12 protein-coding genes are annotated in these 16,065 nt (G+C 72.8%); 3 read left to right on the forward strand and 9 right to left on the reverse strand.

Annotation, left to right across the window (positions count from 1 at the left end; all coding sequences use genetic code 11):
• Positions 1-11: 11 nt before the first annotated feature.
• Positions 12-1,088 carry a ParB/RepB/Spo0J family partition protein gene (locus tag ACTWQH_RS09210; RefSeq protein ID WP_443285899.1) on the forward strand — a complete coding sequence of 359 codons (1,077 nt, stop codon included), beginning with the start codon at positions 12-14 and terminating at the stop codon, positions 1,086-1,088.
• A 54-nt stretch (positions 1,089-1,142) separates the two neighbouring features.
• Entirely contained in the window at positions 1,143-1,778 is a 636-nt protein-coding gene (locus ACTWQH_RS09215) for a GNAT family N-acetyltransferase (RefSeq protein WP_443285900.1), read from the forward strand.
• Between the two features lie 88 nt (positions 1,779-1,866).
• Here the strand turns inward: ACTWQH_RS09215 and trxA are convergent, their stop codons facing one another.
• The 7 genes from trxA to ACTWQH_RS09250 form a co-directional block, all read right to left on the reverse strand.
• Positions 1,867-2,196, reverse strand: coding sequence for a thioredoxin (trxA, locus tag ACTWQH_RS09220; RefSeq protein ID WP_443285901.1), 330 nt, complete (start codon positions 2,194-2,196; stop codon positions 1,867-1,869).
• Between the two features lie 71 nt (positions 2,197-2,267).
• Positions 2,268-3,236, reverse strand: coding sequence for a thioredoxin-disulfide reductase (gene trxB / locus ACTWQH_RS09225; protein WP_443285902.1), 969 nt, complete (start codon positions 3,234-3,236; stop codon positions 2,268-2,270).
• Positions 3,237-3,409: 173 nt separating this feature from the next.
• Positions 3,410-4,189: an anti-sigma factor family protein gene (locus ACTWQH_RS09230; RefSeq protein WP_443285903.1), complete on the reverse strand. Its 780-nt coding sequence runs from the start codon at positions 4,187-4,189 to the stop codon at positions 3,410-3,412.
• A complete protein-coding gene (gene sigM, locus ACTWQH_RS09235; RefSeq protein ID WP_443285904.1) occupies positions 4,186-4,977 on the reverse strand; it encodes an RNA polymerase sigma factor SigM in 792 nt (263 codons plus the stop codon). Before sigM ends, ACTWQH_RS09230 begins: the two co-directional genes overlap by 4 nt.
• 43 nt (positions 4,978-5,020) lie before the next feature.
• Positions 5,021-6,457, reverse strand: a complete 1,437-nt coding sequence (locus tag ACTWQH_RS09240; protein WP_443285905.1) for a serine/threonine protein kinase — start codon at positions 6,455-6,457, stop codon at positions 5,021-5,023.
• 357 nt (positions 6,458-6,814) lie between these two features.
• Positions 6,815-9,190, reverse strand: a complete 2,376-nt coding sequence (gene murJ, locus ACTWQH_RS09245) for a murein biosynthesis integral membrane protein MurJ (RefSeq protein ID WP_443285906.1) — start codon at positions 9,188-9,190, stop codon at positions 6,815-6,817.
• A 39-nt stretch (positions 9,191-9,229) separates the two neighbouring features.
• Positions 9,230-11,473, reverse strand: a complete 2,244-nt coding sequence (locus tag ACTWQH_RS09250; RefSeq protein WP_443285907.1) for a DUF6049 family protein — start codon at positions 11,471-11,473, stop codon at positions 9,230-9,232.
• Positions 11,474-11,642: 169 nt separating this feature from the next.
• Between ACTWQH_RS09250 and ACTWQH_RS09255 the strand changes: the two genes are divergently transcribed.
• A complete protein-coding gene (locus tag ACTWQH_RS09255) occupies positions 11,643-13,133 on the forward strand; it encodes a CCA tRNA nucleotidyltransferase (RefSeq protein ID WP_443285908.1) in 1,491 nt (496 codons plus the stop codon).
• Between the two features lie 50 nt (positions 13,134-13,183).
• On the opposite strand, the gene ACTWQH_RS09260 is transcribed toward ACTWQH_RS09255, so the two are convergent.
• Both ACTWQH_RS09260 and ACTWQH_RS09265 read right to left on the reverse strand, forming a co-directional pair.
• Positions 13,184-14,497: an MFS transporter gene (locus tag ACTWQH_RS09260; RefSeq protein ID WP_443285909.1), complete on the reverse strand. Its 1,314-nt coding sequence runs from the start codon at positions 14,495-14,497 to the stop codon at positions 13,184-13,186.
• The gene (locus tag ACTWQH_RS09265) at positions 14,487-15,986 is read right to left on the reverse strand and encodes a glycosyltransferase family 87 protein (RefSeq protein ID WP_443285910.1); all 1,500 of its coding nucleotides are present in this window, start codon (positions 15,984-15,986) and stop codon (positions 14,487-14,489) included. The genes ACTWQH_RS09260 and ACTWQH_RS09265 overlap by 11 nt, the downstream gene beginning before the upstream one ends.
• Positions 15,987-16,065 lie beyond the last annotated feature (79 nt).

Here is a 16,065-nt window from a genome sequence, read left to right on the forward strand (position 1 = left end):
AGGTGGGAACAGTGAGCGAACGACGGAGAGGGCTGGGCCGAGGGCTCGGCGCGCTGATTCCCGCCGCGCCGAAGAGCGCGGAGGAGCGGGGCGGGCCACCGGATGCGGACGCGAGCGCGGCGGCGGTGCTGACCTCGGCGCGCCGGCCGGTGGCGGCAGGGATGCCCGAGGCCGACGGCGTGCCGCGGGCGCAGGAGCCAGGGCCGGAGGAGTCGCTGGGGCCGGTGGCGGGGGCGCACTTCGCGGAGCTGCCGCTGGACGCGATCACGCCCAACCCGCGTCAGCCGCGTGAGGTCTTCGACGAGGACGCGCTGGCCGAGCTGGTCACCTCCATCAGGGAGGTCGGGCTGCTGCAGCCGGTGGTGGTGCGGCAGATCGGCCCGGAGCGGTATGAGCTCATCATGGGCGAGCGCCGCTGGCGGGCGTGCCGGGAGGCCGGGCTGGAGCGCATCCCCGCGATCGTGCGGGCGACCGAGGACGACAAGATGCTCCTCGACGCGCTGCTGGAAAACCTCCACCGGGCGCAGCTCAACCCGCTGGAGGAGGCCGCGGCGTACGACCAGTTGCTGAAGGACTTCAACTGCACGCACGACGAGCTGGCCGACCGGATCGGCCGGTCCCGGCCGCAGGTGTCGAACACACTCCGGCTGCTGAAGCTCTCCCCCGAGGTGCAGCGGCGCGTCGCCGCGGGGGTGCTGTCGGCGGGGCACGCACGGGCGCTGCTGTCGGTGGCGGACTCGGAGGAGCAGGACCTGCTGGCGCGGCGGATCGTGGCCGAGGGGCTGTCGGTGCGCGCGGTCGAGGAGATCGTGACGCTCCAGGGATCTGGGTCGAAGCGGAAGGGCGGCCGGGTCCGAGGGCCGAGGGCCGGGAGGCGGATCTCCCCCGCGCTGGACAACCTGGCCGATCGGCTCTCGGACCGGTTCGAGACCCGGGTGAAGGTGGATCTGGGGCAGAAGAAGGGGAAGATCGTCGTCGAGTTCGCGTCGATAGAGGATCTGGAGCGCATCCTCGGCCAGCTCGCGCCCGGCGAGGGGCCGGTCCTGGCGCAGCAGGGCGCGGAGCAGGCCGACGCCGAGGAGGCGTAGCGAGGCGCAGAAGCGTCGAGGAGGGCCGGACGCCCCATGGATACGATGGGATCCATGGGGCGTCAGCTTGTGCCGCTCACCTTGGACAACCTCTCGGACCTGCCGTCTCGTTGCCGCGACTGTGTCTTCTGGGAACTCGATCCGGTCAGCGGGGAGTCGGCGGTGCGGAGCGGCCAGTCCGTCCTGGAGAAGGAGGCGTGGATCTCGGTGGTGCTGCTGGAGTGGGGCACCTGCGGCCGGGTGGTCTACGTCGATCGGCGGCCCGTGGGGTATGTGCTGTACGCGCCGCCTGCCTATGTGCCGCGGTCGCGGGCGTTTCCCACGAGCCCGGTGTCAGCGGATGCGGTGCAGCTGATGACGGGCTGGGTCAGCCCCGGTTGTCGGTCCCGAGGGCTGGGCCGCACGCTGGTGCAGGCGGTGGCGAAGGATGTGCTGGGGCGCGGCTTCCGGGCGATCGAGGCGTTCGGGGCCGAGGGCGGGACGGACCAGTTGGGCGGCGAGCAGCGGGGCTGTGTGCTGCCGACGGGGTATCTGCTGGCGGCGGGGTTCGAGGTCGTACGGCCCCATCCGGCGTTCCCGCGGCTGCGGTTGGAGTTGAAGAGCACCGTGTCGTGGCGGGCGGACGTGGAGCTGGCGCTGGACCGGCTTCTCGGCGGGACCCGGCCGATCACCGCGCTGCGTCCGTTCTGAAGCCGCTCCGGCGCTTCCGGAACGGGCGGTGTCATGGCGGAGGGGCGGCGTGTTGCAACCCCCCCCCCCCTCCGGCCGGGGGTTCTGGTCAGCCGATGAAGTCGGCCAGGTCGCGCTCCAGGGCGGCCTTGGGCTTGGCGCCGACGATCGTCTTGACGACCTCGCCGCCCTTGTAGACGTTCATGGTCGGGATGGACATCACCCCGTACTTGGCCACGGTCTCCGGGTTCTCATCGGTGTTGAGCTTGGCGATGGTCAGCTTGTCGGCGTTCTCCGCGGCGATGGCCTCCAGCGCCGGGGCGACTTGGCGGCAGGGGCCGCACCACGCCGCCCAGAAGTCGACCAGGACCGGCTTGTCGCTCTTGAGGACCTTCTCCTCGAAGTCGGCGTCGGTCACTGTCACGGTGGCACCGGCCATGGTGTTTCTCCTTTGGCTGTTGCGGTGGATTCTTCTGGTGGGGTGAGCCGTCGGGTGGTCGGGGCGGGTGGTCAGACCTGGACCTCGGCCGTGACGGAGGCGGCGTCGTTGAGCGCGGCCAGGTAGCGTTCGGCGTCCAGCGCGGCGGCACAGCCGGTGCCGGCCGCGGTGATCGCCTGGCGGTAGGTGTGGTCGACCACGTCTCCGGCGGCGAAGACGCCGGGGATCTTGGTGCGGGTCGTCGGGGACTCGACGCGGAGGTAGCCCTCCTCGTCCAGGTCCAGCTGGCCCGTGAAGAGCTCAACGCGCGGGTCGTGCCCGATGGCCACGAAGAGCCCTGTCGCGGGCAGGCTGCTGGTCTCCCCCGTCGTGGTGCTGCGCAGCGTGAGGCCCGAGAGCTTGCCGTCGGCCTCGTGGATCTCGTCGACGACGCTGTCCCAGCTGAACGAGATCTTGGGGTCGGCGAAGGCGCGCTCCTGCATGGCCTTGGACGCGCGGAGCGTGTCGCGGCGGTGGACGACGGTGACGGTCTTGGCGAAGCGGCTGAGGAAGGTGGCCTCCTCCATGGCGGTGTCGCCGCCGCCGACGACCGCGATGTCCTGGTCGCGGAAGAAGAACCCGTCGCAGGTCGCGCAGTAGGAGACGCCGCGTCCGGAGAGCTCGTCCTCGCGGGGCAGCCCGAGCTTGCGGTGCTGGGACCCCGTGGCGATGATGACCGACCTGGCCCGGTGCACCGTGCCGGCGGTGTCGGTGACGGTCTTGACCTCGCCGGCGAGGTCGACCGCGACGATGTCGTCCGGGACCAGCTCCGCGCCGAACCGCTCGGCCTGCGCCCGCATGCCCTCCATGAGGTCCGGGCCCATGATCCCGTCCCGGAATCCGGGGAAGTTCTCCACCTCGGTGGTGTTCATGAGCGCGCCGCCCGCGGTCACCGCTCCTTCGAAGACGAGAGGAGCGAGGGAGGCGCGGGCGGTGTAGAGCGCGGCGGTGTAGCCCGCGGGTCCGGAGCCGATGATGATCACGTTGCGGACGTCGCTCACGGGTTCTTCCTTGTCTCGGGTGCCAAGTCTCGGGTACCTCTCCGGACCCGCGAAGGGGCCCAGTGCGGTAACGGATCCTAGGGTCCCAGACATTCCCGGGTGCCAGGGCGGCGGTGGCGTGGCGTGGATCGGGTGTCGCCCGGCGTACCGGAGCGTGCGCGAAGGCGGGCGCGCTACGGCTCGCGCGGATAGTCGCCCTGGGCGAGGATCTCTCCGGCGGTGGCCGGGGTCCGGGTGGCGCAGTCGGCGGCGACGGCGTAGGCGTCCACCTGGTCGGAGTCGCGGGGGTGTGCGAGTACGACGACGTAGGCGTCCCGGCCCCCGAATCGCTCCTCCGACGCGGCGAGGGGCTCCTCGGTGCGGCCGATGGCGTTCCACACGCAGGGTGGCAGGGGGACGGTGGTGAGGTCTCTCTCCGTCTCCTGCTCGGTGGGTTCCTCGTCACTCTGGCTGTCGAGGGTCGTGGCGCCGTCCCCGGCGAGGAGGCGCCGGACCTCACCCGCGAGGGGGTCGTCCGCGCTTTCCGCCGCCCCCAGCTCGCCCTGGAGCGACTCGTCCGTGGCGGCGTCGCCCCCGCCCGCCGACTCGGGCGACGCCCCCAGGTCGGCGGTCTGGATGAGGGTGCCGCCGAGGCCGAGGGCGACGAGGGCGGCCGCGGCGGCCAGCGCCATGCGGGGCCACCGGCGCGGGCGGACGGTGCTTGTTTCACGTGAAACGGTGGCGGCTGCCGCCTCTGCCATGAGCGTCGCGTCGAGGCGGGCGGCGACATCGGCGGGGATGGGCGGGCTGGGGATGGCATTGAGCTCGGCGCTGAGGGCGTGAAGGTCGGCGAGGACGGCGGCGCAGTGGGCGCAGTCGGCGAGGTGGTCGCGGAGGGCGGCGGCCTCGTCGGGCGGCAGCAGCTCGGCGTCGAGCGCGGCGATCTCGGCCGGGTCCGGGTGCGTGTCGTTCATGCCTGACCTCCTTCCGCCGAGGCTCCGTCCCGGGGGGCTCCGTTCTCCGGGGTTCCCTTCCTCGTGGGCTTCCTCGCGGGCGTCGCGTTCCCCTCGTCGCTTTCCCTATCGTCCCTGTCCCTCGGTCCTGGGACGGATGCCCCTGCCGTCCGGTTCCCTCCCGGGGTGTCCGGCTGTGCACTCCGGGGGCGGAGGTGCCGCAGCAGCGGGAGGAGCCGGGTGCGCCCGCGGGCACAGCGGCTCTTGATGGTGCCGATGGGGACCTCGAGGATGCGGGCCGCCTCGGCCACGGGGTACCCCTGCATGTCGACCAGGACGAGGGCGGCGCGCTGTTCGATCGGCAGCTCTGCCAGAGCGCGCTGGAGCTCGCGGCGCAGGTCCTTCCGCTCGGCGGGGACGTCGGCGGATTCGTGGGGGTCCAGGAGTGCTTCCAGGCGGTCGGGCTCGGGCATGGGGGAGGTGCGGCGGCTCTTGGCCTTGCGGACACGGTCGAGGCAGGCGTTGACGGTGATGCGGTGCAGCCAGGTGGTGACGGCGGCCTGGCCGCGGAAGGTGTGGGCGGCCCGGTAGGCGGAGACGAGGGCGTCCTGGAGGGCGTCGGCGGCCTCCTCGCGGTCGCCGAGGGTCTTGAGGGCCACCGACCACAGGCGGTCGCGGTGGCGCCGCACGAGCTCGGAGAAGGCGTCGGGGTCGCCGGCGGCATGCCTGCTCAGCAGTTCCTCGTCGCTCACGACGTCGGGCTCCTCCGGGGCATGCCTGCCCACCACTCTTCCTCCCCTCTCCCCCACGCGGCCGCGGCCAGCCGTCCGCTGCCCGGTGTGCCGCTGCTCATCAGCCGGAAACGGTGACGCCGGTGATGCGGCCACGGTAGTTGCCGTCATCTCCCATCGGGAGTTCGGTGAGCCAGACGAGAACGAACCGTGTCTCGACCGGTACCTCGGAGCGGAGGCGGAGGAAGTCGCCGGTGGCGCGGTCGATGACGGCGTAGTCGTCGAGGCTGGTGGGCATGGTGGTGGTCCCGGGGGAGGCGGCGCGGAACTCGACGCCGGTGGCGCCGACCACGTCGACGGTCAGGGTCCGGACCTTCTGGGCCTCGCCGAGGTCGAGGACGAGCCCGACGCCGGGCTTCAGGTTGCCGAAGCCGGGGCCGTAGTAGTTGTTCGTATGCCATTCGGTGGCCGGGTCGGCGTCGATGGCGCCCGAGACGTACTCCGGGTTCTCCTCGGCGGCGTCGTCGAAGGGGTCGAAGTCGGTGGCGTCGCGGATGGTGAGGGGTTCGGGTTGGGCCGGCTCGTTCTGCTCGGCGGGCGGGGCGGTGGGGCCGGTGGTCTCGGCCTGGCTGTCGCCGTGCATGAGGGCGTCGGCGAGCTGCCAGCTGCCCAGGCCGAGGGCGGCGATGAGGAGGGCGGAGACGCTCCACTTCAGCGCGGTGCCGGTGCGGCCGGGCAGGGTGGGCGCGGCGCGCTGCGGGCGTGGGGCGTGGGGCTGCGCCGCGGGGCCGCTGCCGGGGGTCTGGCCGCCCGGGTGGTAGGTGGTGCGCTGGAGGGTCGGGAGCTGGCTGGGGGTGGGGTCGGCGGGCGGGATGCGGGGCAGCCGGGCGAGCTCCTCGACGAGGTCGGCGGGGGTGGTGCAGGGCTGGCGTGCCGTGGCGGCGGTGGCGCCGTTGTTGACCAGGGCCCGCATGGCGAGGTCGGACAGGCCGCGGTGCACGCCGGCGCGCACCTGGTCGGGGGTGGCCAGGGCCTCGCGGGGGCCCTTGCCGCGGATGACGCCGTCCAGTCCGTAGGCGCCCTCGGGGTAGGGCCAGCGCTGGGTGAGGGCGGCGTAGAGCAGGGCGCCGATGGCCTCGGTGTCGGCGCGCTGCGGGTCGGGCGCGGTGAGGCCGCGCAGCGCGGCGTCGACGGCCAGGCCGCGGATGCGGTACTGGCAGGGGCCGGTGCGCAGCACGGTGGCGGGGGTCAGCCGGAGGTGGGACAGGCTCTCGCGGTGGGCGGCGGCCATGGCCTCGGAGACCTGGCTGGCGAGGACGTACGCCTCGTGGGCGTCGAGCGGGCCGGTGTGCAGCAGGGTGCTGAGGGGGGTGGCGCCGGGCAGCCACTCGTGGATGACGTGGACCTGGCCGTTCTCCTCGACGGCGTCGAGGACCTGGATGAAGCGGGGATCGCCGAGCAGCGAGGCCGAGCGGGCGGCGGAGAGCACGGAGGGGGCCCGGTCGTGGTCGGCGGGCAGCACGTGGACGCCCACGGCGCGGCGGAGCTTTTCGTCCATGGCGCGCCAGCTGCTGAATCCGTCCAGCCGGGTGATGCATTCCTCGAGCCGGTACCGCTTGGAGAGTCTGTGGCCGCTGTGGAGCTCGGAAGCCTTGGCTTGCGAGGTGCTTTGGGCGTTCTCTGAACGCTGCGGCGGGCTGGTCGCCGTGCTCCGTTCCGCCACCGTATTCTTCCGCCTCCCCGGTCCTGGCTGCGTGCTGCCGGATTCGCTGCTGCCAGATTCATTGTGCCGGTACTCCGTCACAGTGCACGACATGTGAGTGCGACCGGAGGTTGTACGACGCCGTGTGGGCGTTATGTGTGAAGGGGTGCGCCGTGGGTGAGGCCGCGCTGAACGGGATGGAAAGCGCCGGGATCAGCGGCCCAGGCGGGCGCGGACCATGCCGAGGAGGGTGGTGAGCTCCTCGATGCGCATCCGGCGGGCCGCGAGGTAGAAGACGGCCAGGAGGATGACGCCGCCGCCGCAGAGGGCGGCGAGGGAGCCGATGACGCCCGCGCCGAGGGAGCCGAGGATGGTGACTCCGGCGGCGCCGCCGAGCAGGGCGGCCGGGAGGCTGGCGCCGGCCAGCCGGATGTAGGTGCGTGTGATGCGGGCGCCGTCGAGGTCGGTGCGCAGGCGTCTGCGCAGTCGGCGCCAGGCCACGCGCACGCCCAGGGCGTAGGCGAAGCCGTAGCCGACGGCGATGCCGGCGACGACCCAGCGGTCGGGGAGGACCAGGAAGCTGACGCAGCTGAGGACGATCCAGATGGCGGCGACGATGACCGTGTTGAAGAACGGGGTGCGGGTGTCCTCGAAGGCGTAGAAGGCGCGCAGCACGACGTACTGGGCGGAGAAGGGGATCAGGCCCAGGCCGAAGGCCATCAGGATGTAGCCGAAGGAGCGGGCGCTCTCCTCGCCGGTGGCTCCGAAGAGCAGGGTGCACATGGGGATGCCCAGGGCGAGGAAGGAGAACGCGACGGGCACGATCGCGACGGCGGAGGTGCGCAGGCCGTGGGAGAGGTCGTCGCGGACGGCCGCGGTGTCGCCGTCGGCGGCTGAGCGGGAGAGGCGGGGCATCAGGGCGGCCATGACGGAGACGGTGATGATGGCCTGCGGCATCTGCCAGATGAGCATGGCGCTGCTGTAGGCGATGAGGCCGGTGCCGGGGTGGCCGTCCTTGGCGGCGTTGTCGCCCGCCCAGGTGGCGAGCTGCGTGACGACGGTGAGGCCGAGCTGGTTGGCCAGCACGAACAGGACGGTCCACTTCGCCAGCCGGGCGGCCTTGCCCATGCCGTGGCCGCGCCAGTCGAAGCGGAGGCGGAGGCGGAAGCCGGCGGCGCGCAGGTAGGGGATCATGGCCAGGGCCTGGACGGTCAGGCCCAGGAGGGTGCCGATGCCCAGGAGGCGGATGCCGTCGACAGAGATGGTTTCCTCGGTCACGTCGGAGCTGTGCTGAGGGCCGTAGACCCACAGGAACATGCCGAAGGTGAAGATGACCACGATGTTGTTCAGGACCGGGGTCCACATCATCGGGCCGAAGCGGTCGCGGGCGTTGAGGATCTGGCCGAGCACGACGTGGATGCCCATGAAGAAGATCGTGGGCAGGCAGTAGCGCAGGAAGGCGACGGTGACCTCGTTGGCCGCGTCGTCGTCGGCGATCTTGGCGGACTGGGCCTGGACCAGCAGCGGGGCGGCGACCATGCCGATGACGACCAGCGCGGCGAGGGCGGCCATGACGAGGGTGAGGAGCCGGTTGGCGTAGGCCTCGCCGCCGTCGGAGTCGTTCTTCATGGCCCGCACGAGCTGGGGCACGAAGACCGAGTTCAGGCCGCCGCCGATGATCAGGATGTAGATCATGTTCGGCAGGTTCCAGGCGACGGTGTAGGTGTCGCCGAGCAGCATGCCGCCCAGGGCGGCGACGATCACGAGCTGCCGGATGAAGCCGGTGACGCGGGAGACCAGGGTGCCTGCGGCCATGATGGCGCTGGAGCGCAGCAGGCTGGCGGCGCGGCCGGGGGGCTGGCGGGGGGCGGCCGCGGGCACCTGGCGCGGCTGCGGCGGGTGCGGAGGATGCGGCGGCTGGTGCTGCGCCGGCGGGGGCTGCTGCTGGGGCGGCAGCGGCTGCTCGGCGGGCTGCCGGGGCGGCTGCGGGGCGTGCGCGGGCGCGTGGGCACCGGGCGGGGGCTGCGGGCTGGCCTGCTGGTCGCGGAAGAGGTACGCGAAGGCGTCGTCGAGGCCCTGGCGGGGGTCGTGAGGGCCGGGGCGGCTCTCCCCCGCCGTGCTGTCCACGCCCGCGTACGGGCCGGCGTACGGGCCGGGGGCCGGGCTGGGGGCCGGGCCGGCGTCGGGCGGCAGGTGGTGGGGCGGCGCCGGGGGCTGCGGCGCGGGCGCGTGCGCCCACTGCCGGGGGTCGTGGGTGGGCGCGGGCGGCGGCGGTGGCGGCGGGGGCGCGGCCGGGTCGTGGTAGCCGTCGGCGACCGGCTGCGGCCCCGGGAACTGGCCGGCGTACCGGGGGTCGGCGTACGCCGGGTCGGTGTACTCGGGACCGGGGTAGGACGGGTCGGCGTAGGCGGGGTTCTGGTACGCCGGGTCGGCGTAGGCGGGGTCGGCGTAGGGGGGAGCGTCGGCGTACGGGTTCGGCTGCTGCGGGTAGCCGTCGGGCGCGTACGGATCGTAGGCGGGTGGGCGGGACGCGGGCACGCCGGGGTCATCGCCGGGCTGGCCGTGTTCACGGTCGTACGGCGGTTGCATCGCTCGCCACCTCAAGGATTCGCGGGGCCGGGCTGCGGCTCAGTGGTTGCCCACCAGCTTCTCACCCTCGGGCGCGCTGTCGGTGCTGTCCTCGCCGGTGTCGGCCCGCTGAGCGGCGCGCTTGCGCTGCGTGTACATGCGGATCCCGGCCAGCACGACCAGCAGCAGGCCGCCCGCGATCACCATCATCACCACCGGTGTGATGGAGGTGACGTCCGCCTTGAACGTCATCGACTCGCCGTACGGCTTGCCGTCCTCGGTGTAGAGCTGGGCGGTCAGGAGGGAGTCGCCGCTGGCGTTGGCGGTGGTGGTGAACTTGAACGACTGGCTGTGGCCGCCGTTGATGGCGATGACCTGCGACTCGCTGACCTCCAGGCCGAGCTGCCGGCTGGAGGTCAGCTCCAGCGTCAGGCCCTGCACGTCCTGCACCAGGTTGTTCTGCACGGTGACCGGGATGGTGGCGCTGCGCCCGGAGAGCGTGATGTCGGACTTCGCGATCAGGTGGACCTGCTCGGTGAGGCCCTCGAGGTCGCCCTGCAGGTCCGAGCGGTACGCCACGCCCTCGGCGTCGCGGCCCCGCCAGGAGGTCGACATCTCGCGGCGGATGGCGTTGCCGTAGGGGACGGTCACCCGGTCGGTCTGGGTGAGGATCTGGGCGAAGTCGTCCAGGGTGCGCTGGGTCTCGCGCATCGCCTGGAACGCGCTGGCGGGCAGCTCCTGGTCGCGCAGCCGCTGCGGGTACTGGTCGGCGCCGGGCACCTGCTGGTTGGCCGCAGGGTCCGGTTCGGCGTCGGCGGCGTCGGCCAGGGTGGCGAACTCGATCCACTCGGCGTCCTGTTGGAGCGTGGTCAGCGCCCGGGCCATGGCCTGCGCCTGCGCGGTGGTGAAGGTGCGCTGCGGGGCGAGCACCACGCTGCGCTGGTTGGAGGGCTCCTGGAGGCTGATCGAGAGGGTCTGGGCGAGCAGCTGCTGCTGGGCCAGGGCGGCGTCGCCGCCGCGGCTCATGTCGCCGGAGAAGAGGGTGGAGAGCCGCTGGTCGGCGACGATCGCGGTGGTGCCGCCGCCGATGGGCCGGGCCGCGGTGGGCGTGTAGGTCAGGCCCTCACCGGGGCCGAGGCTGTCGCTGCGCGCGATGATGTTGTTCGCCCCGGCGGAGGTGGCCACGGAGACGATGGCGGGGTCGATGGCGCCGTCGACGGGCCAGGCGAAGTCGGTGCTGGGCTCGACCTTCAGCACCGTCTCCACAGTGACGCTGGCCGTCTCGGTGGCCTTCTTCAGCTGCCACAGCGCGCCCGGCACCTCCTGCCCCTGGTGGGCGAGGGAGGGCAGGTCGGGGTCGCCGAAGGGCAGCGCGATGACCTCGCTGTCCTGCACGGCGTCCTTCAGGGCGCCCAGCCAGGCCCGCGCCTGGGCCTGCCCGTCGCCGGGCACCAGCTCGCCGTCCTCGGTGTAGACCTGGTACTCCTCGGCCATGGCGTCGACCGAGGCGAGCAGGTCGGGGTCGATCACCCAGGTGACGGGGAGGTCGGCGCCGAGGGAGACCATGCGGTGCAGCTGGCCGCCGGGGGAGATCTCCTCCAGCAGGGAGTCGTCCCGGAAGACGGGGGTCTGCTCCTCGTTGGAGCCGGTCTGGGCGGTGAGGTGGGTGGTGGAGATCAGCGGCCACAGCACCGTCAGCCGGGTCGGCGCCGCCTGGCCGGCGCCGTCCGGCTGCCAGGGCAGCAGGGTGCGGCCGACGCCGAGATTGTCGAACCAGCGCGCCTCCTCGGTCTGCCCGATCAGCGTCACCGCGATCTGGTAGACGCCCGCCTCGCCGAGGGTGAACTCGGAGACGGGCACCCGCAGCGAGAAGGTGCGGGACATGCCCGGGGCGATGGTGCCGATGTCCTGGCCGAAGCCCCTGACGATGTCGCCGTCGAGCGTCTCGTCCCAGCCCGTGCGGGCGACCGCCTGGTCGATGGCGCTGCGGCTGTCCAGCAGCACGCCGCGCCGGGCCGCCACCGAGCTGTCGATGATGGGCGAGTCCCCCTCGTTGGTGATGGTGCCGCCGATGGTGAGCTCCCCGCCCTCCTCCGGGATGGTGGGGCTCACCTCGGTGATCGAGACGGTGGCGGTGCGCGACCGGGTGCCGGGCTCCTGCTCCTGGGCGTCGGCGCGGCCGGGGCCGGTGATCAGCCCGGTGAGCACCGGGAAGGCGAGCAGGAGCACCAGCAGCCCGCCGAACCGGCGCCAGCGCCCCCGGTCCGAACGGGCGTAGGACATCGCCTCTGCCACCTGTGCCACGCCTCCCAAAACCACTGGCCCTCGACCCGCTGGCTCAATTCCCGTTTCCCGTCGGCAACCCGCCGACATGGTAACGATGATCGACCCGGCGGAGTGCCGCCCTCCCCGGGGGCCCTGGGAAGGACGTGGGGAGGCTTGGGCACGACCGCGCCACGTACCCTGTGCTGTTGTGCCGAACGACAGGAACCAAACGCATTCCCCGCAGGACGTGGACCTGGGGCCGGCCCAGCGCCGGGCCGTCGCCGAGCTGCTGCGGGTTGCCCCGGTGGCCGACGATCTCGCCGCACGCTTCGCCAGGGCCGGGTTCTCCCTGGCGCTGGTCGGCGGCTCGGTCAGGGACGCGCTGCTGGGGCGGCTGGGCAACGATCTCGACTTCACCACGGACGCGCGGCCCGAGGACGTGCTGCGGATCGTGCGGCCATGGGCGGACGCGGTATGGGAGGTCGGTATCGCCTTCGGCACGGTGGGCTGCCGCAAGCGGGGGCCGGACGGCGGCGACGGCGACCGGGACTTCCAGCTGGAGATCACCACCTACCGGTCGGAGGCGTACGACCGGGATTCGCGCAAGCCCGAGGTGGTCTACGGCGATTCGCTCCAGGAAGACCTGGTGCGCCGGGACTTCACCGTCAACGCCATGGCCGTGGCCCTGCCGCGCAAGGAGTTCATCGACCCGCACGGCGGGCTGGCGGACCTGGCCCGGCGGCTGCTGCGCACCCCCGCCACGCCGGAGGCGTCCTTTTCCGACGACCCGCTGCGGATGCTGCGCGCGGCCCGGTTCGCGGCCCAGCTCGACTTCACGGTGGCGCGCGAGGTGCGGGCGGCGATGACCGACATGGCCGACCGGATCGGCATCGTCTCGGCGGAGCGGATCCGGGACGAGCTGAACAAGCTCGTCCTCAGCCGGAACCCCCGCACGGGGATCACGCTGCTCGTCGAGACCGGGCTGGCGGATCGGGTGCTGCCCGAGGTGCCCGCGCTGCGGCTGGAGCGGGACGAGCACCACCGCCACAAGGACGTGTACGAGCACAGCCTGACCGTGCTGGAGCAGGCGATCGCGCTGGAGGACGACGGGCCGGATCTCGTGCTGCGGCTGGCGGCGTTGCTGCACGACATCGGCAAGCCGAGGACGCGGCGCTTCGAGCCCGACGGGCGGGTTTCCTTCCACCACCACGAGGTGGTGGGGGCGAAGATGACCCGGCAGCGGATGGCGAAGCTGAAGTACCCGGGCGAGACGATCAAGGACGTCTCCCGCCTGGTCGAGCTGCACCTGCGCTTCCACGGCTACGGCACCGGGGAGTGGACGGACTCGGCGGTGCGGCGGTATGTCAGGGACGCCGGGCCGCTGCTCGAGCGGCTGCACAAGCTGACCCGCTCGGACTGCACCACCCGCAACCGGCGGAAGGCGCTCGCGCTGTCGCAGGCGTACGACGGGCTGGAGGAGCGGATCGCGCGGCTGAAGGAGCAGGAGGAGCTGGACGCGATCCGGCCTGACCTGAACGGCAACGAGATCATGGAGATCCTCGGCATCGGCCCCGGGCCGCGGGTGGGGCAGGCATACCGGCATCTGCTGGAGCTGCGCATGGATCACGGGCCGCTGGGATACGACGCCGCCGTGGCCGCGCTGAAGGACTGGTGGGCCTCCCAGGACGCCGCCCTGTAGCCCTTCGGCAGCCTCGACAGCGTTCGGCGGCCTCGCGGCACCGCGCCCCGCTAGGTGGTTGTTTCACGTGAAACGGAGGAGCGGCGCAGCCGGAAGACTCCGTAGGCGGTCACGGCGTAGAGCGCCGCGACGCACAGGAGGAGGGGCGAGGAGCGGCCGTCCGGGGGAAGCATCAGAGCGGCGAGGCCGGCCGCGGCGACGAACGCGACGTTGAAGAGCATGTCGTAGAGCGAGAAGACGCGGCCGCGGAAGGCGTCGTCGACCGAGGACTGGACCACGGTGTCGGTGACGATCTTGGCGCCCTGGGAGACCAGGCCGAGCACGAACGCCGCGATCAGCATCGGCACGGGCCTGAAGGGCAGCCCCAGGGCGGGCACCAGCACGGCGGCGATCGCCGCGCAGATCGAGAACCAGCCCAGGCGGCCCACCCGGGCCACCGCCCAGGGCGTGGCGATGGTGGCGGCGAAGAATCCGGCGCCGGAGGCGGCGAGCGCCGCGCCCAGCAGCGCGATCCCGTCGTCGTTGCCACCGTCGCCCCAGGCGTAGCGGGCGAGCATGAGGACCATCACCAGCAGAGCGCCGTAGCAGAAGCGGGTGGCTCCTATGGCGACGAGGGTCCAGCCGGCCTGGGGCCGTACCGAGAGGTGCCGCAGGCCGGCGGCCAGGCCGTGGGCGGTGCTGGCGAGGGCGGCGGTGAGGCGGGGCAGCACCTCGTCGGGGTCGGGCCCGAGGAGGCCGCGAGCCATGCGCAGGGCGGCGAGGCCGGCGAGGAGGTAGACGGCTGCGGCGAGGGCTACGGCGAGCGCGTCCTCGGCGACCGGGGTGCGGGGCAGTGCCTGGGCGGCGACGGCGGAGCCCGCGCCGAGGGTGGCGGCGAGGGTGCCGGCGGTGGGGGTGATGGAGTTGGCGACGACGAGCCGGTCGGCGTCCACCACGCGGGGCAGGGCGGCGGAGAGCCCGGCCAGGACAAAGCGGTTGACGGCGGTGACCGACAGGGCGGAGAGGTAGAACAGCCAGTCGGGTACGCCGCTGATCACCAGGAGGCAGGTGCCCGCGGCGAGGGCGGTCCGCAGCAGGTTGCCGTAGACGAGCACCTGGCGGCGGTTCATGCGGTCCAGCAGCACGCCGGCGAACGGGCCAAGCAGGGAGTAGGGCAGGAGCAGCACGGCCATGGCGGCGGCGATGTCGGTGGGGGAGGTCTCCTCCTCGGGTGAGAAGACGACGTAGGTGGCCAGCCCTGCCTGGAAGAGGCCGTCGGCGAACTGGGAGAGCAGGCGTACGGTCAGCAGGCGGCGGAAGCCGGGGAAGCGCAGCAGAGTGCGCAGGTCGGCCGCGACCGAGCCCCGGGCGGCGTCAGGTTTCACGTGAAACGTCTCGGGTCTCGCGGGGACTCCAGGTCGGGGGCGGCGTGACGCCCCACTCGACGTACGCGCTGGCGTTGGGCGCGGGGGGCTGGGTGCGGAGCGCGAAGGCGTCGGGGGCGCCGTCGAGGACGCCGCCGCCGGGGTCGTCGGAGCCGTCGCGCCGCACCGGGTCGCGTTCGGGGCGCAGCACGTCGCGGACGACGAGGGCGCAGAGATAGAGGGTGCCGGCGAGGTGGAGGAGGATGGCGAGCTGGTAGCCGCCCGGGGGGAGCCCCTGCTGGGCCTCACCGCTGGTGTAGGCGAGGTACATCCAGATGCCGATGAAGTAGAGCACCTCGCAGGCCTGCCAGATGAGGAAGTCGCGCCAGCGGGGGCGGGCCAGGACGGCGAGCGGGATGAGCCAGAGCACGTACTGCGGGGAGTAGACCTTGTTGGTGACGATGAAGAGCGCCACGACGAGGAAGGCGAGCTGCGCCAGGCGGGGCCTGCGCGGCGCGAGCAGGGCCAGGGCGGCCAGGGCGATGCAGCCGACCACGACCAGCAGGGTGGCGTAGGCGTTGACGGTGTCCGGGCTGAGGGAGGTGTCGGTGCGCTGGACGATCACCAGCCAGGGGGAGCCGAAGTCCACGGGCCGTTCCTGGCTGAAGGTGTAGAACTTCGCCCAACCGTCCCGCGCCCAGAGGATGAAGGGGAGGTTGACCACGAGCCAGGCGCCGGCAGCGCCGGTGGCGGCCTGGGCGAAGGCGTACCAGCGGCGGGCCCGCCAGCACAGCACGAAGAGCGGGCCGAGCAGCAGCACGGGGTAGAACTTGGCGGCTGTGGCGAGCCCCAGCAGGACGCCGGCGGACAGCGGGCGCGAGCGGGACCACATCAGCAGGGCGGCGCAGACGAGGGCGCCGGCCAGCAGGTCCCAGTTGATGGTGGCGGTCAGCGCCAGCGCGGGGGCGAGGGCGACGAGGAGGCCGTCCCAGGGGCGGTTGCGGTGGATGCGCCTGACGCAGACGGTGATGACCACGGCGCAGGCCATCAGCATGCCGGCGTTGATGAGCCAGTAGAGCTGCTCGGGCCGGGGGTCGGAGGTGGATCCGGGGGTCAGCCAGGCCGCCAGCTCCATGAACAGCCCCGTCAGGACCGGGTATTCGAGGTACTCCATGTCGGAGAGGTCCTCGGGGATGCGGTCGAAGTAGGGGACGAGGCCGTCGGCGAAGCCGCGGGCGTTGTACAGGTGGGGGATGTCGGAGTAGCAGGCGTGGGTGTACTGCGACGTGGCGCCGTAGAACCAGCCGCCGTCATAGCAGGGCAGCTTCTGGACCATGCCGAGGGCGAACATCCCGATGGTCACCAGCGCGATGACGCGGACGGGCGCCCACCGGCCGACGCCGGGCACCGCGTGGCGGCCGGCGGGGCCGCCGATGAGCTCGCTGCCGGCGGCGGCCACCTCGTCCTGGGCGGTGGGCAGCACGGGACCTCGGGCAGGGGGATGCGCCATGGCCCCATCTTGCCGCACGGGCCCGGCGTGGCCGCGTCGGTGGGGCGGTGTCGGTGGCGCGGCGGTGGCGCGGCGGTAG

Source organism: Streptomyces sp. 6N223 (assembly GCF_052246635.1).
Classification (GTDB): Bacteria; Actinomycetota; Actinomycetes; order Streptomycetales; family Streptomycetaceae; genus Streptomyces.